We start from the raw sequence: 24606 nt of genomic DNA, 5'->3' as shown, positions 1-24606 counted from the left end.
ATTTTCTTATAAAGAAGAAAAAAAAGCAGAGATTAGTTGACAAAATTTTCCTCACAATATCTATAATTTATAGACCAAAAAACCCAAAGTCATCTATCTGTAAGAAATCTCTTTTCTATTCTTTAATATGTTAATTTTAAGTATCTTTAATATTAAGAAAATGTTAACAAATTGAAATTCAATAAATTCTATATCGCACATTATCTGATCGCTTTGATGTTTATATTGATACATCAACAACAATCTTATGCGCAAAATTATAAAATTGATTTTTACAATTCTTCTTTTGACTTTTCAGCTGATTCTACATTTTTGGTCAATTTTCCTTCAGACATAAATGAAGCACATGTATTAGATTTTTATGATAAAATAAAAGTAAGTAACTATAAACCGATTATAAATGCATTGCTCAATTATAAACAAAAATATCAACTCAATGATTGGATCTATTATCAGCTGATAAGAAAAACTGCACAAGAACTGAGTCCAAAAGAGCTTAATTATGGTCGTTATACGCTTTACAAATGGTTCTTATTATGTCAATCTGGATATGATGCACGCTTAGCAATTGGCAATAATCAAATTATATTTTACATCAAGAATCATGAAGATATTGCAGATATTCCATTTTTCAATGTTGATGGCAATCAATATACCTGTTTGAATTACCATGATTACGGTAAGCTTTTTAAAAGAGATGGCACGTATATACCACTTCAATTAAAGATAGATAATGCCGTTCATGACTTTAGTTATAAAGTAACGCATATGCCTGATTTTAGTCCTCAAAATTATGTAAATAAGAAAATCGACTTTAAGTACAATGAAAAATTATATCACTTTAAGGTGAAACTAAACAATGAGGTTAATAAAATTTTTGCGAATTATCCTGGGGTAGATTTCGAAACTTACTTCAATATTCCATTAAGTAAAGAAACATATGAAACGTTAATACCTGTATTAAAAGAAAATTTAAAAGGCATGCATGTGATCAAAGGGGTCGATTATTTGATGAGATTTACACGCTATGCTTTCTTGTACGAAAATGATGATATTAATTTTGGGAAAGAGAAGAGATTATCTCCTGAACAAACGTTAAACAATCAGTACAGTGATTGTGATGATCGTGCTGCTTTGTTTTTTTATTTGGTAAAAGAAATATATAATCTTCCGATGATAACTTTATTATACCCTACGCATATTACGATGGCTGTACAGTTTGAGAAGCCTATTGGAGATGCAATTTTGTATAATGGTAAGTATTATTCACTATGCGAACCAACACCTCAGAAGCAGAACTTAGCGATTGGACAACTCGCAGATAAATTGAAAAACGAATCCTATCAGATTGTGTATCACTATGAACCTCAGTAATCCATACGCTATTTGGTAAAAATTAAAATAGATAACGATTATGTTTTGTATTTATTCATCAGAATTATTTTTCTTTCCATATTGTTATCAACTATCAATTAGGAATATGCTTAGATCAGAATTTTTCTAATTCTTGAACAAAAAATAAAAGATAACCATTCATGGGAATATGATGGCTACCTTTTATTTTTATCTGCTCTTACAGTTTCTATCGAAAAACCTCTTCATACAAATCCTATTTAAGCGAACAACATGTAATTTTAGTAATAGAGCAGGCCTGCAAATATCTAATTCTATAAAATTAAAGTTGTTTTATCAAGTCTAAAAAGGCTTTATATTCCCCCTCTTTATTCGCTATGGACAATTTATTGATCTGATCATTATTTTTAATGGTGATCAGGTAGTCTTCACCATCTAAACAACGAGCACATTCTTGAATGTTGGTATCTAAAAGCGCTTTCGAAAGAATAAAATCATTTAACTTTTTAAAAAGATCCGCATTTGTTTTATAACTCTTTGTATGATTATCAACATCAGGTTGACAATTGCTTTTCAACGACTGTTTCTCTGTCTTTTCTTTATTTACCGTTACTTTAAATGAACTTCCGCACCAGCCAGAGATAGCTTCAGCTTCAACTTGTAATCCATCTAAAGATGTTGCATTTACATTACTTTTTTTACAGGATGTAAATAGTAAGGCAATTATGCAAGTCGCAACAATATATACTCTTTTTATCATAATGTTAGATATTGATGAAAACGTTACAAATCAATGGATTTCTACATGCAAAAAAAGCCTCATTTTACATGAGGCTTTTCTTTTTTGTTATATTCTTTATTTAACAACACCCGGTGTTGTATAAGGTAAGCCTTGAGGGTCAAAATGAGCCCAACTTGTGGTCCAATCTGTTGTTCCAAAAGCGCCTTTATAAGCTACTTTTTCAAAGAAAGACCCACTAACTTTGCTATTCGTAAACAATGCTCCTGCAGCTGCAACTGAACCTGTTGATAACGTAAAGTCAGGCCTTGCAACAGTAGCTGAAAAGTCAGCACCATAAGCATACGGAGCGACAAATAATGATCCAGCGAATTTAGTTTTATCAATGATATTACTAGCTTTTAATAAATCACTTACAGCCACTTCATTTTTTGATGAACTAACCTTAATATCGGTATTTTTTGATCCGTATACAAGATTATTTGAAAAAACAGCACTCATGGTAAGGAAGTTATTCGAAGTTGCATCCGCAGTAACTACTTTCGTATCATCTATATATACACCTGCTAATGGAAAGCCTGATATCACTGAATTCAGAATACTTAGAGATGAATTACGACGAATTTGACTACCATGTTGATAATTAGCATTGAATGATCCGCCATCTTTTTGAAGAGGTCCTAAAATCGTCACATTTGAGAATACAGCAGATGTTTTGGGTGTTTGATCAGTACCTGTTCCATTGTTATCAGATTCAAATCCATTGGATCCTGATTGATCTGCAACTGTAGAAACACGTTGAGCTAATGCAAACTGTACATTTCCAGAATATCCAAAATCTGTATCAAAGTCATCATCCCAAGTGCCAACAGCCAATAGATGTTTTGCATTTACTGTACCACCAAACCACTCAAATGCATCATCTCCTGAACGATATACTTGAATATAGTCTAATGTCGTACCATTTCCAACTCCTCCTAAGGTTAAACCATTTATTTCATTATCAACAGAGTAAGCAATACCTGCATATTCAATACGCACGTATTTCATTACACCTGAATTATCAGCTGCATCCGTACCCCCATAATAGATATATGCTTTTTCATCTTTTCCTTGAGGAACCACAAGTCCACCTTCTATTTTCACATCTGTTCCTGTGTTAACTATTGATTTTCCTAATAAAATCACACCTCCCCAATCTCCTTGGGAACGAGCTCCTGCAGCTAATGCAGAAGTAAATACAATTGGTTTTTCTGCTGTACCCGTTGCATTTATTTTAGAGCCTCTTGTTATGGTTAAAGTTGCTTTAGAAGCTTTATCACCTTTGATAATTGTACCCGGTTCAATCGTTAATGTAGCCCCGTTACTAACATATACAAAACCTTTTAATAAATAGATTTTATCAGCTTTCCAAGTCGTATTTGTTGTAATCTCACCAGTAACCACAACGACATCTTTATCGGCTGGATTTGTAGGTGTTTCTGTATCATCACCGTCATCCGTAATTGTCGTTTCCTTACAAGCTCCAGCAGTTAATAAAGCTGCTAATGACAAGAATAAAAATCTTTTTTTCATTTTTTCAAGTTTTAATTTTTTTACAAATAAATTGTTTCAAGATGACTTAAAAATTAAGCCTTTGTTAAATGTGTATTATTAAATTAGAATGTATAATTAAATGATAATGAAATGTTTGATCCCGTTTTATACTTATAAAGTGTCTCATTAGATTTGTTGAGAGGTTTATTATCGAAATATACGTTCACAGGATTATTTAAGATATCACTTGCGCTTAATTTAACTTCACCTTTGCTCTTTAATACTTTATATCCGATCTGTGCATCCAAGATATCTCTAGGTGCTTCCCAAGCACTTGTAAAAGTTTGCCCTCCAGCTTGTGCAATGCGTTTACCAATACGGTTATATAGTAGGTTTACATTTAATTTATTATCTAAAGCATTGTGCTGTAAACCAGCATTGATGACATAGGGAGATTGTCCTACCATAGGTCGTGTTTTTTCAATGTAAGTTTGATCAGTTGGATTATTAACTTTTGAATGTACCAAAGACAAATTCACATAAGCAGTCGTATTTGCAAAAAATTGATCATCAGCTATAAAGCTTAGTTTTTTTCTTGCTTCGATCTCTGCTCCGTATAAATTAGCTTTAGGTGTATTTCCATTGGAAACATCTACAGTAGAGTTTACATCATATCGAAATGGTTCAATTGCATCTGTAAATTGCTTATAAAAAGCAGATATAGAGAAAATCTCTCCTGCTGATGGATAAATCTCGAATCTTAAATCTCCATTATTAATCGAACTTCTTTTCAAATTGACATTTCCGGAAATCATACCTAATTGCTCGAAATCATAAAAGCTAAAAGGTGCTAATTCTCTAAACTCAGGTCTTGCCACTGTACGGTAATAAGAAGCTCTTAAATTAGACTTTGTCGTTAGATTATAGGTCAAATTAACTGAAGGTAAGAAATCTAATTTTTTATCATCAACTACTCGCTCTGGAATATTTACTTGAACATTATAATTTTCTAAACGTAAACCATATACTATTCTCAATTTGTCATTAAACTTTTGATCTAACATTGCATAGCCAAATGATGTTAACGAGTTTGCATCATATTGATCACCAGGCATTATTATCTCAGCATATTTGAAATAATTTTTATCAATTAATGTTGTTGAGAAGATTTTATCTGGTGTTAACTGTCTAATTTCATTTTGAGTTTCTGGATCGATTGCTGTTGCATTTAATTCAAAGCCAACAAAACGAGCATCAAAATTTCTCTTTCTATAATTTGCTCCCGCTCCTACTTTTAATGTTGAAGGCGCAGCTAAGAAATTAAATGGTGAACTATAACTGGCTTCTCCTGAAAACACATTTTCATCCAATTTTGAAAATAAACGAGTATTATCTTTTCCAGGACTTGTAATATTCGCTAAATAGGGAACAGATGAGTCATCTTTACTATCGATATTCTTCGCATAATTAATCTTCATTTGATTGGGTTGATTATTCAGAATATTACTCCAAGAAGCTGTCCATTTCACTTTATCATTCTTTTCGCTCAAGATATGCTCTCCTTCTAGTGTACTTTTGAATAATGATTTTTGCATTAAATCATAAGCATAAAATTTATTATCGCTACTTGTTCCGACATTTGTACCTCTTCTTTCTGTATAAGTATTGTCATAAGAACGATTGTACAAATTTTTGAACGTGATCTTATTTTTACCAAACGTATATCCAAAGTTTGCTAACGCACCCAAATTTGTCGAAAATTTATATTGATTATCTGTATAATCGTATTGATACCACTGACGTTTTATATCCGACAGAATATTCTGAGAATTACGATAAGTAACAGCGAACAATGATCCGAAGCGATTATTATTATCATATTGTTTTACATTTCCAACACTAAATTGATAGTTTTGAGAAGGTAAAGCAGACGTGTTTTTAATTGCAAAATCATTTGGAAGAGATTTTAATGTTAATCTATTCCATTTTGAAGAAAGCCCAGCAGCAACTGTCTCTCGACTTGGGAAATTAGTCGCTAAATTATTCGATCCATCATCAAAACCTGCATAATTTTGAAAATTACGTTTTGTTCCTAAAAAGTCTTTAAATGTTGAAGCTGTATTGATGCCATATCCAAGTCCAAAAGAAATAAAGTTTTTATCTGGTATGTCTTTCGTTGTAATTTGAACTGCTCCTCCAGCAAAATCTGCAGGTAAATCAGGGGTAGCTGTTTTTGAAATTGTAATCTTATCAATAAGGCTTGAAGGAATTATATCAAATGAAAACGCTCGACGATTAGCCTCAGTACTAGGCAATACAGATCCGTCCAACATAGCGGTATTGTAACGATCGCTTAGTCCTCTAACAATCACGAATTTATTATCTTGAATCGTTGTTCCACTAACACGTCTCAATGCTTCTGATGTATTTTTATCCGGAGATCTTCTGATCTGCTCACTAGAAATACCATCTGAAATCAAAGCACTATTTTTTTGCTGTGCATATAATGCACCTATAGATTCTTTTTTATAGCTACCCGTTACCACGACTTGGTCCAGTACCTTAGAATCTGAATTTTCTAAAATGATATCTAAATTGGTAATATCGTCCTTTTTAACTTCCACATCTGTTATTTGCTTTGTTGCATAACCGATATACGAATATTCAACTTTGTAGGTTCCTGGAACCAAATTCTGAATACCATATTTACCTGACACATCAGAACTACTACCTTTGCTTGTTCCAATTACGCGTACTGTAACTCCACTTATCGTTTCACCTGATTGTTTGTTTGTGATAACACCAACAATACTGCCTGATCCTTGGGCAAACACAACTACACTAACAATTACCATTAGTAATGTTAAAAGTGCATTTTTAAGATTAACTTGTGATTTCAATTTATTTGCTTTTTGTTTCTGCAAATCTATTACCGTAGTATTATCTCTATATTAGATTAGGATTACCATTATATTAGCGTCGTATTAATAAATTGTTAACAACCACCTCTCTGTAGCCTGAGCGTGTTTTCATAGATTAACAAAAGATTAACAGGTAAAATGTTAAGAAACGAACTACTTAATACTTAAGAAACATAGGATGTAATAATGTCATAACAATTCTAGTTATATGCAAGAATTAGGTTAAATTTATCATTTGAATGAATGATCATACGATGCAGACGAATTATATAGTAGAAACGCAAGAACTTTCCTTCCAATATAAAGGTAGCTTACCGATTCAATTTCCTCCTATTCTTGTTCAAAAAGGACAGCATAGTCTTCTCTTAGGAGATTCAGGAACAGGAAAAACGACTTTACTCCATCTGTTGGGGGGACTCTCGAAGCCTAATCAAGGAAAGGTCATCATTAGTCAGGAAGATATTTACTATTTAAATTCTTCAAGATTAGACCAATTTCGGTCACAACATATTGGCTTCATCTTTCAAGAAGCACATTTATTGAAAAACCTAACGATTCTTGAAAACATTAAATTAGCACAATCCCTTGCTAAAAAAAGGATAGATACAACGGAAATATTAAACGTGTTAGATCGCCTTCAATTAGCGGACAAAGCAAATGCTTATCCCAATGAATTGAGTAGAGGACAATTGCAACGTGCAGCTATTGCTCGCGCTGTTATCAATAAGCCAGTTCTTTTAATTGCTGATGAACCCACAGCTTCTTTAGACGATCGAAATACAGAACGTGTTTTATCCTTATTAATGGAAATCGCTAATCAACAAGGAGCCACACTCTTAATTGCTACCCATGATAAAAGAATTAAAAATAGCTTCTCCAATACCTACGACCTAAACTTCATCAATCCTAAATAAAAAATAGTATGAATACCATTCAATTAGTCTGGAAAAACATCAGTAAACAAACAGGATCGACAGTACTCAGTATTTTACTCACTGCTTTTGGTGTAGCGATATTATGTGTCCTATCGATTACCAGTGATAGTTTTGAAAAACAACTTGAAAATAATAGTAAACATATTGATTTAGTAATTGGGGCCAAAGGGAGTCCATTACAGTTGATATTATCTAGTGTTTATCACATCGATAACCCGACAGGGAATATCCCTCTAGTGGAAGCTGAAAAAATACAACATAACCCATTGGTTAAATTAGCAGTACCTGTATCTTTAGGAGATAATTATAAAGGGCACCGCATCGTGGGTACGGATACTAGTTTTCTTACACTCTATGAAACCAAAGTTGAACGAGGTAAATTGTTTCAAAAAGACTTCGACGTGGTTATTGGAACCGACGTTGCACGCAAACAAAATCTTAAAATTGGTGATCAGATCCATAGTTCTCATGGACTGAGCAAAGATGGTCATAGCCACGACGAGCACCCCTTCACGATTGTTGGTATATTAAAACATAATGATAATATTACAGATAATTTAATCTTAACAAGTTTAGCGAGTGTTTGGGATGTTCATGGTATTGCGCATACAGATGATCATCAAACGACATTAACTCCGAAAGAAATAGAAGCGAAAGAAGACCTAGAAGAGACAAGAGATGCCTACCTCCATCATCATGGAGAAATAGTAGATGAAGAACATGATCATACACATGAAACTCCACAAGAAGGAGAAGTTATTGTGAAATCAATCGGTGCAGACATGATACAGTCCTCAGGTTTAGAAATTACCGCATTATTAGTACAATACCAATCACCTGCTGCTATCGCTATATTGCCGAGATACATCGCCCAAAACACCCAAATGCAGGCAGCCTCCCCTGCTATGGAAAGTACACGTTTATTTTCTTTATTAGGCGTAGGGATTGATTCATTGAAAATACTGGCTTATATCATTATGGCCATTGCTGGATTAAGTGTTTTCATAAGCCTTTATACGGCTTTAAAACAGCGTAAGTATGACCTAGCAGTCATGCGTACATTAGGAGCTTCCAAGTTGAAATTGTTTTCATTAGTGATCTTGGAAGGCTTAGTAATTACAGTAATAGGCGGTTTTATAGGTCTCATTATCGCACATATTGTACTTTACTATATCAGTTTACAAACAAGTCAAAGTGCCGATTTTATAAGCGCTTTTAAACTTAATCCATCAGAACTAGTCTTTATTCTATTAGCTTGTCTTATAGGTATCTTTTCGGCTTTGATTCCTGCTATTAAAGCATACAAGACGACTATATCGCATATTTTATCGAACAATTAATATATAATGAAAAAAATATTCACATTCTTTAGTTTACTATTGATCATCAGCTTTACTGCGAGTGCACAAATCGGTCGTGATCCAAATGTACCTGACCATACCTCAATGATGAATAAAACATGGGAAGCTATTGACAAGATGGCTTACAAAGTTTCTTACAATGGAAGTAAAAAGGTTTATACACCTTTTTATCCAACAGAACTGAAATCTTTAGAAAATAAAATTGTTGAGATCCCTGGTTATATGGTGCCATTAACAAGTGGAAGAACACATAAAAATTTTATGATTTCAGTATTACCAGTAGCACAATGTATGTTTTGTGGATCTAACGGAATTCCTCCAATGGTAGAAGTTTTTATAAAGGGAGATGCCATTAAATTTACAGAAGATCCTGTGAAGCTAAAAGGAAAAATGGTTTTTAATAAAGATCCTTTAAAAGGTAATTCAGAAATCATGATTACAGATGCTGTTATCATTAAATAATGCCAACAACCAAGCTATGTGGCAAGAGGCATAAACTCAGCGTTTTCAAGATCCTTCTTCAAAGGACAATTTCAAAGAATTAAACGATAGAGCATAAAAAAAACCACTTTTGAAAAGTGGTTTTTTTATGCTCTATTTAGTAGTGAAACTTCCATACAGGAAGTTAAAGCTGCAGTTTCGGTTCTTAATCGAGCCTCTCCCAAAGAGATCGGTTGATAGCCCATTTTTAGAGCCTGTTCAATTTCTGTTGTTGAAAAATCTCCTTCTGGACCAATCAGTACAATATAAGTCTTTTTAGGTGTCAAAACTTGATTTAAATATTTCTTTTCACTATCGGTACAATGTGCTATTGTTTTAATAGCATTTGTATTTTCTTGCTGTTTGCAGAACTCATTAAAGCTAATAGCGGGGTTCAATTTGGGGATATAAGCTTTTAATGATTGTTTTATTGCTGAAATGATCACTTTATTCAGGCGATCCAATTTAACCTCTTTTCGTTCTGAATGTTCACATATCAAGGGAGTAATTTCTTGAATACCAATTTCAGTAGCCTTTTCTAAAAACCATTCAAAACGGTCTATATTTTTAGTTGGTGCTACTGCAATATGCAAATGATAGGAAGACTGTTGATAGTTTTCCTGTACATTTAAAATCGTTAAAACAGTTCTTTTAGGATGAGGATCTAAAATTTCTGCTTCATACAATCCACCACGGCCATCCATTAAGTGAACCCCATCTCCTACTTGAAGGCGAAGAACACGAATGGCATGCTTACTTTCTTCTTCACTTAAGATGAAATTCTTAAAATCGGGTTTAATCTCTTCTGTAAAAAAAAGTTGCATAGGTATTAATCATCTTGATCGTCATTCATAGATTCTACCAATTCCAATTTCACAAATTCAATATTCTGTTGTGTCTTACGAATAATGGTAAATGTATATCCAAATACTTCTTTATACTCCCCTACTTCTGGAATTTTATCAAAGAAATCACTCACCAATCCCGAAACAGTATCATAATCTTGACTCTCTGGTAATTCTAATGGCAGGAATTCATTGACATCATGAATACTCGCACCAGCATCAACCATATATTCATTTTCAGAAATACGCTCCACTACTGGTGTTTCTTCATCATATTCATCTTGGATCTCACCAACAAGTTCTTCTACAATGTCTTCCAATGTGACCATACCAGCTGTTCCTCCAAATTCATCTAAAACAATCGCTAACTGAATTCTTTTCAATTGAAATTCAGCCATCAAATCATTTATTTTTTTCGTTTCAGGAATAAAGTAAGGTTTACGCATGATATCTTTCAACACTACTTCTTTACCTTTCATGACAATAGGCAGAATATCTTTGGTATGGACAATACCAACAATTTGATCTATACTATCTTCGTAAATAGGAATACGAGAATACCCTTCTTCGGTCACCATATTAATGAATTCTGTCGCTTCACAAGTTTCTTCGACTGCTACGATTTTAGTACGGGGAACCATAATATTTTTAACAATACGTTCGTTAAAATCGAACACATTCTTAATTAACTCATGTTCCGAAGTATCTAAAGCACCACTTTCTTTTCCTTTATCCAATAAATATTGTAGCTCCTCTGAGGAGTGCGAAGATTCACCACTATGTATATTAATACCTATTGCTTTAAGTAATAAATTAGCAAAGCCATTCAAAACCCAAATAAATGGTCTTAACACATAATAGAAGATTTGCAATGGAATCGCAATCTTCATGGTAGTAGCGACAGGTTTTTGTATAGCAATTGATTTAGGAGCTAATTCTCCAAAAACAATATGAAGTACGGTAATAATACTAAACGCTAAAATATGACCTAAGTTTTTGGACCAAGGTCCATTTAGCTCAATATTGAACAAACCGAAAAAGTTATGTACAATTTGTGTCATTACAGCTTCACCTACCCAACCTAGAGCAAGTGAGGCTAATGTAATACCTAATTGTGTTGCTGCCAAATAACCATCTAAATGCTCAGTAATATTTTTTGCAATTGCCGCAACTTTACTACCTGACTTAGCTTGCAATTCAATTTGTGATGCACGAACTTTCACAATAGCAAACTCTGCTGCTACGAAAAATCCATTTGCAAGTACTAGAAATAGCGTCCAAAATATATCAAGAGCCATTATGGGGTTTATTTGTTAACAAATTCTTTTTTGTACAATTCTATACTATCCAATAGAATTTGTTGTGCTTTCTTACGTCCTTGAACACCTTCAACAACAACATTCTTTTTCTCCAATGCTTTGTAACTTTCAAAGAATTGAACAATTTCTTTCATACTGTGAGGTGAAAGTTGCTCAATATCCGTAATATAGTTATAAACTGGATCATTTTTAGCTACTGCAATGATTTTATCATCTTGTTCACCGCCATCAACCATATTCATCACACCAATAATTTGTGCCTCTACTAAGGTTAAAGGAAGGATGTCAACCGAACAGATTACTAAAATATCCAATGGATCATGATCATCACAATACGTTTGTGGGATAAAGCCGTAATTTGCAGGATATACAACAGAAGAACTCAAAACACGGTCTAATAATAAAAGTCCTGTTTCTTTGTCTAATTCATATTTACCTTTTGAACCATTTGAAATTTCAATAATTGCATTTACTGAATTTGGCACATCAGTACCTGGAGATACTTGATGCCAAGGATTTTGTGTACTCATTGATTTACTGTATGTTTTGTTTGTTTTTATTTTCTTTCAATCTACGTCTAATTAACGTAATAACAATTGGTAAAAATGCAACTGCAATTAATCCAACGATGATATATTCTACATAATTGATAATCCAAGGGAATTCAATTCCTAAGAAATAACCAGATAGGGTTAATATTAGAACCCAAAGTAATGCTCCTGAAATATTAAAAATTACAAATTTTTTAAAGTCAAGTTTAACAACTCCGGCAAAAATAGGTGCAAAGGTACGGACAATAGGTACAAAACGACCAATAATTAGTGCTGTACCTCCATATTTATGATAAAACTCCTCTGCCATTATCACATATTTGCGTTTAAATATGAGACTATCCTTTCTTTTAAAGAGCATAGGCCCAGCTCGATAACCAAACCAATATCCTGCAAAATTCCCAAGAACTCCAGACCCGACTAATCCCACACATAAGGTAACGATATCAACTTGAATTTTATTTAAAGCACAAAATAATCCAGCTAAAAATAGCAAATAATCCCCCGGTAAAAAGAAACCAAAAAATAAACCTGTTTCAGCAAATACAATTAGTAAAACTAAATAAAAACCGCCAGAGCTTAGTAATTCCTCTGGGTTCAATAATTGTTGAAAAGACAACAAAAGATCTTGCATAATTTCTTTTTTATGTTCTTCACTTACTTCGTGAAAAATGCCATTTTGATATTATTGTTAATGATGACATTCCATATAGATATATTATTTCTATATAAGATTGCAAAGATATAATATATTATAGTCTTTTTTTGTATTTATATTTAAAATACTACTTTTAGATAAGGTTCATTTTGACTAATTATCAGCTGTAACATTGATAATTGATTCTCTAATTTTTTCAGAGGTTTCTGTTAATTCTTCATTCGTTAAAGACAATCTTGGTCCAGAGAAATTTAAATCTGAAACATTATTCAATGGCACTAAATGAATATGAGCATGCGCCACTTCCAATCCAATTACTGCGATTCCAATTTTTTTACAAGGAAAAACACGTTGAATACCTTGTGCAACAATTTTTGAAAAAACCCAAAGAGCCATATACTCGTCATCATTTATATCAAAGATATAGTCAGTCTCTCGTTTTGGAATAACTAAAACATGTCCTTTAGCCAAAGGGCTAAGATCTAAAAAAGCTAAAAAATCATTACTTTCTGCGACTTTATAAGCAGAAATTTCTCCCGACACTATTTTTGAAAAAATTGTAGACATATGCAATTTGTTTATAAACAAATATAAAAAAAGGCTGCATGTAATGCAACCTTAATATGTTTAGATAACGTTTTAATAACATGCGGTTATGGCAAAACCGCACATAACCGTTATATTTTATCTAGAAATTTCGATAATTTCGAATTCGATCTGACCAGCAGGAACATCTATTAAAGCAATATCGCCTTTTGATTTACCAAGTAAACCTTTAGCAATAGGTGACTTAACAGAAATCTTACCCAACTTCATATCCGCTTCTGTTTCGGAAACCAATTGATAAGTCATTTCAGCGCCATTTTTCTTATTTTTAATTTTTACGATAGATAATGCTAATACTTTTGATGTGTCTAATTTTGATTCATCAATCAATCGTGCTCCAGCTAATGTATTCTCCAAATTAGCGATTTTCGCTTCATGTAAACCTTGAGCTTCTTTTGCAGCATCATATTCTGCATTTTCAGACAAATCTCCTTTATCTCGAGCCTCAGCTATTGCATTGGAGATAAGAGATCTTCCTTCAGTCTTAAGATAGTGCAACTCTTCCTTGAGTTTTTGTAATCCCTCTGCGGTGTAATAAGTTACTTCTGCCATAATTATTATTGTTTATTTTATTTTTTCAAAATTCAAAAATGAAACAAGACCATGTTATCCTTGTCAGATAACATGGTCTCGCTCTATATATACGAAGATAAGAATTGTTTTTAACAAAACAAATTCAAACCTAAATTCATATTAATTATCTTCCTCATCAACAAATCGATAACCTAACCCTCTCACTGTCTGTAAATAATAAGGTTTATCTGGATTTTTCTCAATCTTTTTTCTCAATCTGACTACGTGCATATCCAATGTTCTCGTATTGACATTTGAACTATACCCCCACACGACCTCCATTAACTCTTCACGTGTAATTTCTTTGCCTACATTTTGTAAAAAGTGCAAGAGTATACGATTCTCCAATATAGTTAATTCGATTTTCTTACCGTCCCTTACAAGAGAATGGACATTTGGGTGATGCTCTGTTTGTCCGAAATGATAAACCTCGGGTGTATTTTTTGGTAAGAAGAAACGCACCTTATTTTCAATCATGGCGATTAACACATCCATATTAAAAGGTTTACTAATATAATCTGTAACACCAAAGCTATAAGCTTCGATCTTATCTATATCCTGTGACTTTGCAGTCATCATGATGACGATATTTTCAAATCCTGCTTTTCGAATTTGTTCACAGATTTCATTACCTTCTTTACCAGGTAACATCCAATCTAACAATACAACATCTGGTTTTTGCTCTAGAATTAGCTTTTCAGCCTCATTTCCATCTCCAGTTTGAACAACATTGTATCCTTCCGTTTCTAATCTGTGTCGAACTAAAAAGCGTAAATTTTCATCATCCTCAATAACAGCTACAGTTATTTCTTTGCTCATAATTAATTATATTTTTTAGACTGAAAAAATGAGAGTAAAAGTAGTTCCTTTACCTACTTCACTTTTAACAGAAATTTCACCCCCCATAAATTCTGTTATTTCTTTACAAAAGGCTAACCCTAAACCAATACTTCCTTGTTGATTATATTGACTTTTTATACGATAGAATTTCTTAAATATATTCGTAAATTCATTTTTACTTATACCTATCCCTTCGTCCTTAAAGATAATAACAAAATTCTTTTTATTTTGTTGTATTTTAATATCTAATATTTTCCTTTTTTGGTCTGAATACTTGTAGGCATTGTCGATCAAATTCTGAAACACACTAGTCAACAATACAGGATCGGCTAATAAACTTGATTTAACATTTATTTCCTTTGATATTCTAAAATCTGTATGTTTTAATTGTGTTGAAGCAACAATATTATCAACAAAAGAATTCAGATCAATTTCTTCTTTTTTTAACTTAATCGTCTTATTTTCAATCTGACTAAATGAAAGCAATTTGTTCATCAGATTATTCAATCGATCAGATTCTTGATCCAATATATTACCATACATAATACGTTCATCATCTGACAAATATTGTGCACTTTTAATATTATTCCCCGCTATTTTGATTACACTAACTGGCGTTTTAAATTCATGTGTCAGATTATTGATAAAGTCGTATTGCAATTTAAATAGCCGTCCATTGATCTCTAAATTACGATAAATCAAATACAGAATAACCAATAGGATTAAATAAACTAAAGAAATACCAATGACGATTGGAAAAAAACTACGGTTCACTTCTTTAGAAATAAATGATTCACTGGAGTGAAAAAGTAATTTATAATCAGCCAAAGCCCCAGGTAATGGCATTTCGGTTATATATTCTTTAATCTCAGAAGTTACGGGGGCTCTGACAATAGGTACTACTTCTATTTTCTCATACAGATTTGGATAGATGTTTTTAATATCCAACACAGTTGGATCCAAACTAAAAACAAACATATCTTGTTCGTAGTTCACTATCTGATCTAATTTTCTATCCATGATATCCTTATAGACCAATAAGTCCGTAATGCGGGGTATATTCAGATAAGTAATGCGCCCAGGTTGACTAGAGTAAAAAATTTGCAGGATATCGCGATCTGTTAATTTAGAACTTGATTGTAATTTATCAATATAACTTGCCACCTTAATGCCCATATTATTCAACTCATCGTTGTAAGGCCCCATCTCTTCACGCTTAGTAATATACCTTTTATTTAAACCCCGTTTGGTGATAGTAAAAATGGATAATGTTTTTGGTCTAATATTTAATCCATTGATAGAAAAACCTGTAAGCTCTCTGTTATCATTGCTAAAAAGCATATCATAAAATGCAATTTGCTTGACAAATGGATATGAACTGAGAACACTATAGGAATATTTACCCGCTTCTAAAGAATCCAAATAACCTTGATAAAAAGAAACTTCAGGAATACGGTTTTGAAAAAAGTCATTAAATGGAACTAGTGTCTGATCAAAGATTTCCGATTTTCGGTTCGTAAACTCATTATCAATATGATTTACTGTATAATTTCGAGCAGCAAAAATAACAACTAAATATAGCAGCGTTACAAAGGCAAAAAAAACAAAAAGTAAGCCAAAATTTTTCCGATAATTATAACTCGTTTCCCTCATTTCGAACTATTTACCGATATATTTATCCAAAAATTTCTCTAATTCTTGATAATATTGAATAATATTTTCATCTTTTTTAAACGTTCTGCCTTCTTCCTCTTTTAATATATACTGAACAGGAATATTATTATTCTTAAGCTTTTGAACAAATTGGTTTGCATCTGTGACAGAACTAAATCGATCCTTCCCCCCCTGCGCAATCAAAACAGGGATATTCACACTATTAGAATGGAATACTGGGGAGATTTGCTTAAACATACTGGATTCTCTTACTGGATTACCGATAATTTGATAATACTTCTGTAAATATGGCTTAACATAAGGAGGAATATTTCTAAAATAAGTAAATAAGTTGGTAAAGCCTGAATAAGAGACTGCACAAGCGTACATATCTGAATTAAAACAAGCGGCATGAAGGGCTGAATATCCACCGAAACCTCTCCCTACAATTGCGATCTTATCTTTATCTGCAATTCCTTCTTTTATCAACCATTTTACCCCATCTGTTATGTCATCTTGAATCTTGCCTCCCCACTCTTTAAAACCTGCTGACCAAAACTCTTTACCAAAACCTGTTGATCCTCGGTAATTCATTTGGAAGACCACATAACCACGATTAGCTAAAAACTGAGCTTCGTGGTCAAATCCCCAAACTTCTCTATTGTTAGGACCATCATGCGGAAGAACAACAACAGGAAGATTTTTTCGATCTTCATATAATGGATAAGTAATAAAACCAGTAATTATTTTCCCATCTCGTGCTTGATATTTCACAAATTCCGTTTGAGATAATTCCCGTTCTTTTAGATTTGGATTATTATCCGTGAGTTTATGTAATTCATCATCATGACGATCAAAATAATAAATCGCTCCAGGATTTGTATCGGTATATGTTCTCACAATAATCTTATTCAGAGCAGAATCTGCATTCATGATTTCGAATTCGGAGCCTTTTGCTTTTTCAGAAATCATGTTAAAAATATTTGCAATATCTTTATTAAAAAAATGTCGTCTCTTTTTAGCGATGGTATAAGAGATATACAGCATTTCATTTGTGTAAAATGAATAACCTCCTTGATCAAGATCGACTTCTTTATTACTAAATATTTCCTGGACTTCCCTTTTTTGATTCAAATCATATTCTACTAATGACAATTTATCCCTTCCTATATTTGATAATGCATAAATATTAGTTGTCGAATTTTTAACAAAACCCATCGGAATAATCGTAGAACTAAAGTCATTTTTTAAAACCTGTTGAAATGGTTCTAGATCATTCGCCCGAAACATCAACGATTCTTCGACACTATCATTAGCCATCGCTAATCTAACTTCACCATCATTTGAAATAAACCAAGAACTGATATTTCCAGGATTTTGATAGATCATCTCTGGTTTTCGTCCATCAACAAACAATTTGTACAAATCAAAAGTAGAAGAGTCGCGCTGATTAATAGCCACAATAATTCCATCATGATATAATCTCGCAGGTTGCACCCAACGAAACTTTGCTTTCACGGGTTTTATTAGCGGTTGAATAGCATCTGTATGAATATTAACAGCAGACAATCTTAGACTGTCATTGGATGTTTGTTCTGTCGAAAAAATAATTTCTTCATTATCTCCCCAAATAAAACTGTTAACGTTGATATCGTTTTGATAGGTCAATTGTTTGGAGCTATCTTGATTGGACAAATTCAATAAAAAAATATTTTTGCAGTGGTTGTCCATCCCGATATATGCGACGAATTTACCATTTGGAGAAATTTTGAAAGAACTCTTCTCAGGAGTTGAGAAAAAGCTCGCAATAGGTATACGCTCTGTTTTCTTTTTTGAACAGCTATTGTCCAAAAACAGTATAATAAGTAGTGTATAAAATATAATGTGCGTCCGCATAAACAAACCGTTCTTCAACCTTATCAAAGATTAAAATTAATTATCAATAACAACTCATGTGCAACTTTATTTTTACAAGAACCTTTGAAATTTATTGTGTTTCAACATAAGTAATATATGTTTCAATATGGCAATTAAAATTTATATTTTTGTGTTCATGTATTTATATAACGTATCCATTATCTCAGAAGAATCTGTACATCAAGAACTCGTTTCTTGGATGAAGGAAAACCTGCTAGCAATAACAAATTTTAGTCCAAAACTTTTAGAAATGCTACATTCTCCGCACGAAGGAGTGACCTATTGTTTACAGATTCAAGTATCTTCGGAGGATGATATCGCGCAATTTCAACAAGATCATCTTATTCATTTACAAAATGAAATTTTATCAAAATATAAGGATAAAGCATTTGTTTTTGATAGTACAATGAGATATTTATAAAAAACAAGAGCGATTCTAAATAGAATCGCTCTTGTTTTTATTTTCATATTGAAGCTCCCATTTCGGATCATAACTGATTTTAGGTGTCATCAAGTGTAATAGCACCAATCTTGAATAACGATAATTAAAGGGGGCAAAAATTATAATAGTCACGCAAAGTACAAGCAAGTAAGTCCAAGGTGATTCACTTCCTGAAATGACCGCTGTTGCCACAGCGAATGTTACTACCTCAGTAACAGACATAGCGTAGCTTACATACATAGCCGCATAGAAATAACCAGGTTCAATTTCGAAGGTCAAATTACAAACATGACATGTATCGTACATCTTTTGTTTACGCAAACTATAGGCTGGCCCATCAAACATATTTCCCACATGACATCTTGGACATTTTGAATGGAGGATAGCATAACTTTTAGATGTAGACATATTAAAACTTTTCCTGTGATTTATTCTCTTTTGAGGTACGAAATTTTTTATACCATAGGAATCCCAGTCCTGCAGCAGCTAAATATGGAATACCTAATAAGAATAAAATACCATCATTTAAACCCTTCCCCTGTGTATTTCCATTCTGGGTTGAATTTTCGGCATTTAAACTACACATAGCACATTGTGCCTGTACTGAACTCTTTTGAGTTATTGTTATCGTACAAAATAAAACAATTGTAATTAGCAAATACTTAACTGTTTTCATAGGACAAAGATACTTAAAAATATTAAGATAGATAATAGCGAATTAGTCTTTAAATTTTGAAAATTTTTCCCAGAATCCATCTTGTTGTAATGGTGCTACCAAGTGCATAGCTTCTTTTTTGATTGGATGAACAAAAGAAAGTGATCGAGAATGTAAACATATACTTCCTTTGGAGCTACCTCTGGGATAGCCATATTTATTATCACCGACGATAGGACATCCCATTGTGGCTAACTGTACTCGGATTTGATGTGTTCGGCCTGTCAACGGCTCTACTTTCAAAAGATGAAAACCATTGAGCTCTCCAATTAAGCTATAATCTAGTTCAGCATAACTACTTTCTTTGACTTCTTTATTAAAAGCCTTCGTTACCATTTTTTCGCGATTCCGAACTAACCAATTTACCAGTTTTCCTGTGGGCTCTTGTGGTCTTTGTCTCACAACAGCGAGATATGTTTTTTTGACATGACGATCTTTAAACAATTTGTTCATACGTTCCAATGCCTTACTTGTCTTAGCAAAAACAATAAGTCCACTAACAGGTCTGTCCAAACGATGAATAACACCTAAAAAAGCTTCATTAGGTTTGTTGTATTTATGTTTTAAATACTCCTTTACCATATCTTCTAAAGATTTATCTCCTGTGTCATCTACTTGAACGATATCTCCAGCTCTTTTATTTATTGCGATGAGGTGATTATCCTCATAGATAACGTCCATATCTGAAATACTACGCATGTATATTAAAGTAAAAATTCGATAATAAACATAATTTTTATTGCATACTATGTTTATGATTAATGCACAAAGATACGTCTAATCGGAATACGTTAAAAAAGTAAAGGACAATTTTACGAGAAAACTGTCCTTTACTTTTTTAACGTATAGTAGTAATACTATTGTACTGAATCCTTCACTGCTGTTTCAGCTACTTTTTTAGCTTCTTTTTCTTTCTTTTTGAAAAATCCTCTCAATAAGAAATTACTTTGTAAAGCTTCCATATTTTGATCTAATTTAGCTGTACTTGTATTCAAATTGCGAACAACATCTCTCAGTTCATTTCCAACAGCAGGGTCATTAATCAATGTACCAATAGCATTATCCTTACTATTTAATTTATTTGAAGCTGAATTTAAGTTTGTCATTAATGCATTGGCAGTTTGTGAAACGCCTTGCAATTGCGCAGCTGAAGATCTTAAACTAGCAAAAACTGCTGTATCCGTTGTCAAATCATGTATTAAACCTTTATTTGCATTCAACTTATTGGTCAACAAAAGGAGATTGGATGATGCTGTATTGGCACTTGCCATTACCTGACTAATGGATTTAAGGGATTCATGTAAAGATGTAACTAAAGCTGTATCTGTTAACAACGCTCCAACAACCCCGCGCCCCTCCACTAAGCCGCGTGAGACTTCAACAAAATCTGTTGTAATTTTTGCTAGATTTTGATTATTCAATTGTAATGTTTCCATCATCGCTTCCATATCTGCTGCTTTTGCAGAACGAAGGAAATCTCCTGCTTCTATAGAAGGTGCATTTTGAGAGCCTCCAGAAATCACAATAATCTTATTACCTATCAAACCATCTGATCCCAATTTCGTGATGGCATCTTTCCGAATGTATTCAGCAGATTTCTCTTCAACAGTCATTACCACTTCTACATCTTGAAGATTTTTAAAATGAATATTTTTGATAATCCCAACTTTTACACCTGAAAACCATACATTGCTACCAACTTTCAATCCTGCGACATCAGGGAAAGATGTCGTAATTTCAAAAGTTCTGGTAAACTTTTTTTGCTGGCTTCCTAATACAAATATACCTGCAATCAGAATAGCCAATCCTATAAAAACAAATAGTCCAACTATTACTGCTCTCTTGTTTTCTGCTTTGCTCATTTAATTAAACAATAAAATTATAATCATAAAACGCTTTAACTCGCGCATCATCTGTTTCAAATATTTCGTCAAAAGACCCTTGTCTCTCAAATTTACCATCTAGCAACATCACAATACGGTCACCAACAGTTTTAGCACAAGCTAAATCATGAGTGATAATAATGGATGAAGTTTTATAACGCTCTTGAACTTCATTAATCAAACTATTGATATCCAAACAAGTAATTGGATCCAATCCTGCAGTTGGCTCATCATACATCATGATATCTGGACGTAAAATTAGTGTTCTGGCAATACCAATCCGCTTCCGCTGCCCTCCCGATAATTCAGAAGGCATTTGATTGATTGTTTGTGATAACCCAACACCTTCCAGTACATCTTCCACCTCTTTATTAATCTCCGCTCGGGTTAGCTTTCTTTTATTTCGAATCAATGGAAATTCAAGATTTTCACGAACCGTCATACTATCATATAAGGCGCTGTTCTGAAAAGAAAAGCCTATTCTTAAACGTAATTGCATCAAATCATGATCTTTCAATTCTTTCACATCATTCCCTAAAACATCAATTGTGCCATGATCTGGTTTTAATAATCCTGCTATCAGTTTTATCAATACTGATTTCCCGGTACCAGAACGTCCTAGAACAACTAAATTTTCACCACGATATAAATCCAGATCAACATTTTTTAATACATGGTTTTCACCAAATGATTTACTAACACCACGTATAGTAATAACTGGATCTTGATAATCAATATGTGCCTTTATCTTTTCCATGACTACCCTATTATCGCTAAGATTTGTACAATGATAATTTCTTCAATAAATACCAAAAACATCGAAGCAACAACCGCAGCATTTGCAGCTTTACCAACTCCTTCTGTTCCTTTTGAAGAATAATATCCACAATAACAACTTACGGCTCCAATTGTAAAACCAAAAACCACAGCTCTAAAAACCATAGCCCACAAATCTTGGTATCCGATTGTTTCAAATACTTGTGTAAAGAAACTTAAAAAACTCAAATCATCTTTAGTTGCCATACTCAAATATCCACCTAAAAGACCAACTCCTGCCACATAGAAACATAGAATAGGAATACCAATAGTAGTGGCAATAATACGGCTGACAATTAAAAATTTAAATGGATTTGTTCCTGAAACTTCCATGGCGTCAATTTGCTCTGTTACGTTCATAGAACTCAGTTCGGCTCCAACTTGTGACCCAATTTTACCTGAAGCGATAAGTGCAGTAACCAAAGGAGCAAGAGCACGAATAATCGCAATGGAAATCAAAGAAGGTAACCAAGACGTTGCACCAAACTCTTCCAAAGAAGGTCGAGATTGTTTAGTAAAAACAAATCCAACAATAAAACCTGTTAACGTAATTAGTGGTAGGGATTTCCAACCAATCTCATAACATTGACGTATTATCTCTTTAAATTCATAAGGAGGAGTAACAAGCTCTCTCCAAAATCGAGTTAAGAAACGATGAATATTTGCAAATTCAGTAAAAAAAGATTGAAGTTTATTTAACATTAAAATAAATATTTCCTGTCTATAATATTCTATTACACGAATAAAGGGATAAAGGTACAAAAAATAGGGAATTATTATCAACCTTTAAATTAGTTACTTTACTAATAAGCTTTTTTATAGCCTTAAAACACAACAAAATAATCTAAAATAAGTTTGTATTATAAAAAAATAAGTTCTCCATTAAACCATCAGCTAATTTCTGATGTCATAGTTATAAATTAAAGAATATATTTTTCACGATTACAAAATAGAATTGTCATGAAAAGATTTAAACATATAAAATGGATTGCATACACATTGTTCGGTGTCCTGTTTTTTGTAGCTCCAAAGTCAATGCTAGCACAACCCGGATATCATGGTTATAATAATGATTATAATAGAGGTTATAATAATGATTACAATAGTGGAGTTTCTTTCCAAACATTCTATGATGAGTTATCTCCATATGGAGATTGGGTAAATGACCGCGAATATGGTTATATGTGGATTCCTAATGAAGGGCCAAACTTTCAACCTTATTCTACCAATGGATATTGGACCATGACTGAATATGGAAATACTTGGGTATCAAATTATTCTTGGGGTTGGGCGCCTTTTCACTATGGAAGATGGGAATTCAGTAACCGTTATGGTTGGGCTTGGATTCCAGATTATGAATGGGGACCTGCTTGGGTGAATTGGAGAGAAGGATCTGGTTATTACGGTTGGGCTCCGTTAGGTATAAATGTTTCGATTAATATTCCAATGAATTTTTGGGTATTTGTTGGAGCTTCTAATATCTTCAGCAATAGACTAGATCGTTATTACGTTCATCCTCGTAATTATAATAATTTTTATAATAGAACAACCATTATCAATAATACGGTTATCATCAACAACAGAAACTATGTAGGTGGTCCAAGAAGATCTGATATTGAAAGAAATACAGGAAGTCGAGTTAGCGTAAGAAATATTAATGATTCAGGAAGACCAGGTGCTTCACGTGTGAGAAACAATAGCATTGACATGTACCGTCCTTCAATAGATCGCAATTCAAGAACAGATGCTAGACCAAGTCGAATTACAGACGCTTCTACTCGTACACGCAACAACAATGCAGATTTGCAAAACAGAAATGATAGAGTCATTTCTTCTAGAGACAATATGACTAGCACAAGAGGTAATCGGGAATTATATATTGATGGTAATGGTAATGCTTCTGTAAGATCAAATACAAATAGTACAGAAAACAGAAGTACAACAACTGGTAGAGAACGTGTGAATAACAATACAGATGCTGTTAGAACACAAAACCGAGATAATAATGTCATCAACAATAATACAGGTAACAGTCGAACAAGAAGTAATTCTTCTATCGAAAGTTCTTCCAACTCGGGTAATACAAGAGGAAGAACACAAGCAACTGAAAGTTGGACAAACAGTGGGTCTATGAATGTTGAAAGATCAAGAGGAACGTCTACACCTGTGACAACACAGAATACAAGTCGATCTGAACGTCCTGCACGTGTGCAGTCTTCCACTAGTAATGAAAGCAGAAGCAGCAGACCAGTGCAAGTGAATACAAGTAATATAGAAAGAAATACATCTTCTTCTAACAGAGGATCAAGTTCTAATTCTTCAGCAAGAAGTTCATCACACTCAGGATCAAACCGTACAAACGGAAGTTCACGCACAAGATAAATTAGCAATAAAAGAGTATAAAAAAGAGGGTTGATCGTTTTGTATCAACCCTCTTTTTTATATAGCTAGACAAGCTGTAAA

24 protein-coding genes are annotated in these 24606 nt (G+C 33.1%); 6 read left to right on the top strand and 18 right to left on the bottom strand.

From position 1 onward, the window contains the following. Window positions 1-171: 171 nt before the first annotated feature. Window positions 172-1374, top strand: a complete 1203-nt coding sequence (locus LZQ00_RS01770) for a hypothetical protein (RefSeq protein WP_317259287.1) — start codon at window positions 172-174, stop codon at window positions 1372-1374. Window positions 1375-1675: 301 nt separating this feature from the next. Here LZQ00_RS01770 and LZQ00_RS01765 read toward each other — a convergent pair whose 3' ends face one another. The 3 genes from LZQ00_RS01765 to LZQ00_RS01755 form a co-directional block, all read right to left on the bottom strand. Continuing rightward, window positions 1676-2113 (bottom strand): hypothetical protein, encoded by a 438-nt coding sequence (locus tag LZQ00_RS01765; protein WP_234511404.1) that lies wholly within the window; start codon window positions 2111-2113, stop codon window positions 1676-1678. Between the two features lie 96 nt (window positions 2114-2209). Further along, on the bottom strand, window positions 2210-3667 hold the full coding sequence (locus tag LZQ00_RS01760; protein ID WP_234511402.1) for a hypothetical protein: 1458 nt from the start codon (window positions 3665-3667) through the stop codon (window positions 2210-2212). 83 nt (window positions 3668-3750) lie between these two features. After that, window positions 3751-6552 (bottom strand): TonB-dependent receptor, encoded by a 2802-nt coding sequence (locus tag LZQ00_RS01755; RefSeq protein WP_234511400.1) that lies wholly within the window; start codon window positions 6550-6552, stop codon window positions 3751-3753. Between the two features lie 251 nt (window positions 6553-6803). Between LZQ00_RS01755 and LZQ00_RS01750 the strand changes: the two genes are divergently transcribed. The 3 genes from LZQ00_RS01750 to LZQ00_RS01740 are packed head-to-tail and all read left to right on the top strand — an operon-like array spanning window position 6804 to window position 9307. Further along, a complete protein-coding gene (locus LZQ00_RS01750; RefSeq protein ID WP_234511398.1) occupies window positions 6804-7463 on the top strand; it encodes an ABC transporter ATP-binding protein in 660 nt (219 codons plus the stop codon). Window positions 7464-7471: 8 nt separating this feature from the next. Further along, the gene (locus LZQ00_RS01745; RefSeq protein WP_234511397.1) at window positions 7472-8824 is read left to right on the top strand and encodes an ABC transporter permease; all 1353 of its coding nucleotides are present in this window, start codon (window positions 7472-7474) and stop codon (window positions 8822-8824) included. A 6-nt stretch (window positions 8825-8830) separates the two neighbouring features. Continuing rightward, complete coding sequence (locus LZQ00_RS01740) at window positions 8831-9307, top strand: hypothetical protein (RefSeq protein ID WP_234511395.1); 477 nt, start codon at window positions 8831-8833, stop codon at window positions 9305-9307. Between the two features lie 125 nt (window positions 9308-9432). On the opposite strand, the gene LZQ00_RS01735 is transcribed toward LZQ00_RS01740, so the two are convergent. From LZQ00_RS01735 to LZQ00_RS01695, 9 genes are all read right to left on the bottom strand, one after another. Continuing rightward, window positions 9433-10149 carry a 16S rRNA (uracil(1498)-N(3))-methyltransferase gene (locus LZQ00_RS01735; RefSeq protein WP_234511393.1) on the bottom strand — a complete coding sequence of 239 codons (717 nt, stop codon included), beginning with the start codon at window positions 10147-10149 and terminating at the stop codon, window positions 9433-9435. Between the two features lie 5 nt (window positions 10150-10154). Next, window positions 10155-11468, bottom strand: a complete 1314-nt coding sequence (locus tag LZQ00_RS01730; RefSeq protein WP_234511391.1) for a hemolysin family protein — start codon at window positions 11466-11468, stop codon at window positions 10155-10157. 8 nt (window positions 11469-11476) lie between these two features. Then, window positions 11477-12019, bottom strand: a complete 543-nt coding sequence (locus LZQ00_RS01725; protein WP_234511389.1) for an inorganic diphosphatase — start codon at window positions 12017-12019, stop codon at window positions 11477-11479. 4 nt (window positions 12020-12023) lie between these two features. Further along, window positions 12024-12674: a DedA family protein gene (locus tag LZQ00_RS01720; RefSeq protein WP_234511388.1), complete on the bottom strand. Its 651-nt coding sequence runs from the start codon at window positions 12672-12674 to the stop codon at window positions 12024-12026. A gap of 177 nt (window positions 12675-12851) precedes the next feature. Further along, the gene (locus tag LZQ00_RS01715) at window positions 12852-13265 is read right to left on the bottom strand and encodes an HIT family protein (RefSeq protein WP_234511386.1); all 414 of its coding nucleotides are present in this window, start codon (window positions 13263-13265) and stop codon (window positions 12852-12854) included. Between the two features lie 117 nt (window positions 13266-13382). Continuing rightward, window positions 13383-13856, bottom strand: coding sequence for a transcription elongation factor GreA (gene greA / locus LZQ00_RS01710; protein WP_234511384.1), 474 nt, complete (start codon window positions 13854-13856; stop codon window positions 13383-13385). 141 nt (window positions 13857-13997) lie between these two features. Further along, window positions 13998-14696, bottom strand: coding sequence for a response regulator transcription factor (locus LZQ00_RS01705; protein ID WP_234511383.1), 699 nt, complete (start codon window positions 14694-14696; stop codon window positions 13998-14000). 15 nt (window positions 14697-14711) lie between these two features. Beyond that, the gene (locus tag LZQ00_RS01700; protein WP_234511381.1) at window positions 14712-16370 is read right to left on the bottom strand and encodes a sensor histidine kinase; all 1659 of its coding nucleotides are present in this window, start codon (window positions 16368-16370) and stop codon (window positions 14712-14714) included. A 6-nt stretch (window positions 16371-16376) separates the two neighbouring features. Further along, window positions 16377-18221 (bottom strand): alpha/beta hydrolase family protein, encoded by a 1845-nt coding sequence (locus LZQ00_RS01695; RefSeq protein ID WP_234511379.1) that lies wholly within the window; start codon window positions 18219-18221, stop codon window positions 16377-16379. A 172-nt stretch (window positions 18222-18393) separates the two neighbouring features. Here LZQ00_RS01695 and LZQ00_RS01690 point away from each other — a divergent pair, with 172 nt between their 5' ends. Beyond that, on the top strand, window positions 18394-18708 hold the full coding sequence (locus LZQ00_RS01690) for a DUF4286 family protein (RefSeq protein WP_234511377.1): 315 nt from the start codon (window positions 18394-18396) through the stop codon (window positions 18706-18708). A gap of 15 nt (window positions 18709-18723) precedes the next feature. Here the strand turns inward: LZQ00_RS01690 and LZQ00_RS01685 are convergent, their stop codons facing one another. From LZQ00_RS01685 to LZQ00_RS01660, 6 genes are all read right to left on the bottom strand, one after another. Continuing rightward, entirely contained in the window at window positions 18724-19137 is a 414-nt protein-coding gene (locus LZQ00_RS01685; protein WP_234511375.1) for a DUF983 domain-containing protein, read from the bottom strand. Between the two features lies 1 nt (window position 19138). Next, complete coding sequence (locus LZQ00_RS01680) at window positions 19139-19405, bottom strand: hypothetical protein (RefSeq protein WP_234511374.1); 267 nt, start codon at window positions 19403-19405, stop codon at window positions 19139-19141. Between the two features lie 42 nt (window positions 19406-19447). Then, window positions 19448-20143 (bottom strand): RluA family pseudouridine synthase, encoded by a 696-nt coding sequence (locus LZQ00_RS01675; RefSeq protein ID WP_234511372.1) that lies wholly within the window; start codon window positions 20141-20143, stop codon window positions 19448-19450. A gap of 158 nt (window positions 20144-20301) precedes the next feature. Next, the gene (locus LZQ00_RS01670; RefSeq protein ID WP_234511371.1) at window positions 20302-21306 is read right to left on the bottom strand and encodes an MlaD family protein; all 1005 of its coding nucleotides are present in this window, start codon (window positions 21304-21306) and stop codon (window positions 20302-20304) included. A 4-nt stretch (window positions 21307-21310) separates the two neighbouring features. Continuing rightward, on the bottom strand, window positions 21311-22084 hold the full coding sequence (locus LZQ00_RS01665) for an ABC transporter ATP-binding protein (RefSeq protein WP_234511369.1): 774 nt from the start codon (window positions 22082-22084) through the stop codon (window positions 21311-21313). Between the two features lie 2 nt (window positions 22085-22086). Next, window positions 22087-22845: an MlaE family ABC transporter permease gene (locus tag LZQ00_RS01660; protein ID WP_234511367.1), complete on the bottom strand. Its 759-nt coding sequence runs from the start codon at window positions 22843-22845 to the stop codon at window positions 22087-22089. A gap of 258 nt (window positions 22846-23103) precedes the next feature. Between LZQ00_RS01660 and LZQ00_RS01655 the strand changes: the two genes are divergently transcribed. Further along, window positions 23104-24525, top strand: a complete 1422-nt coding sequence (locus LZQ00_RS01655) for a DUF6600 domain-containing protein (RefSeq protein WP_234511365.1) — start codon at window positions 23104-23106, stop codon at window positions 24523-24525. Window positions 24526-24606: the final 81 nt, after the last annotated feature.

Origin of the sequence: Sphingobacterium sp. SRCM116780 (assembly GCF_021442025.1) — a bacterium.
Lineage (GTDB): Bacteria > Bacteroidota > Bacteroidia > Sphingobacteriales > Sphingobacteriaceae > Sphingobacterium.
The sequence above is the reverse complement of the archived record's forward strand: the minus strand, read 5'-3'. Positions and strand labels throughout refer to the sequence as shown.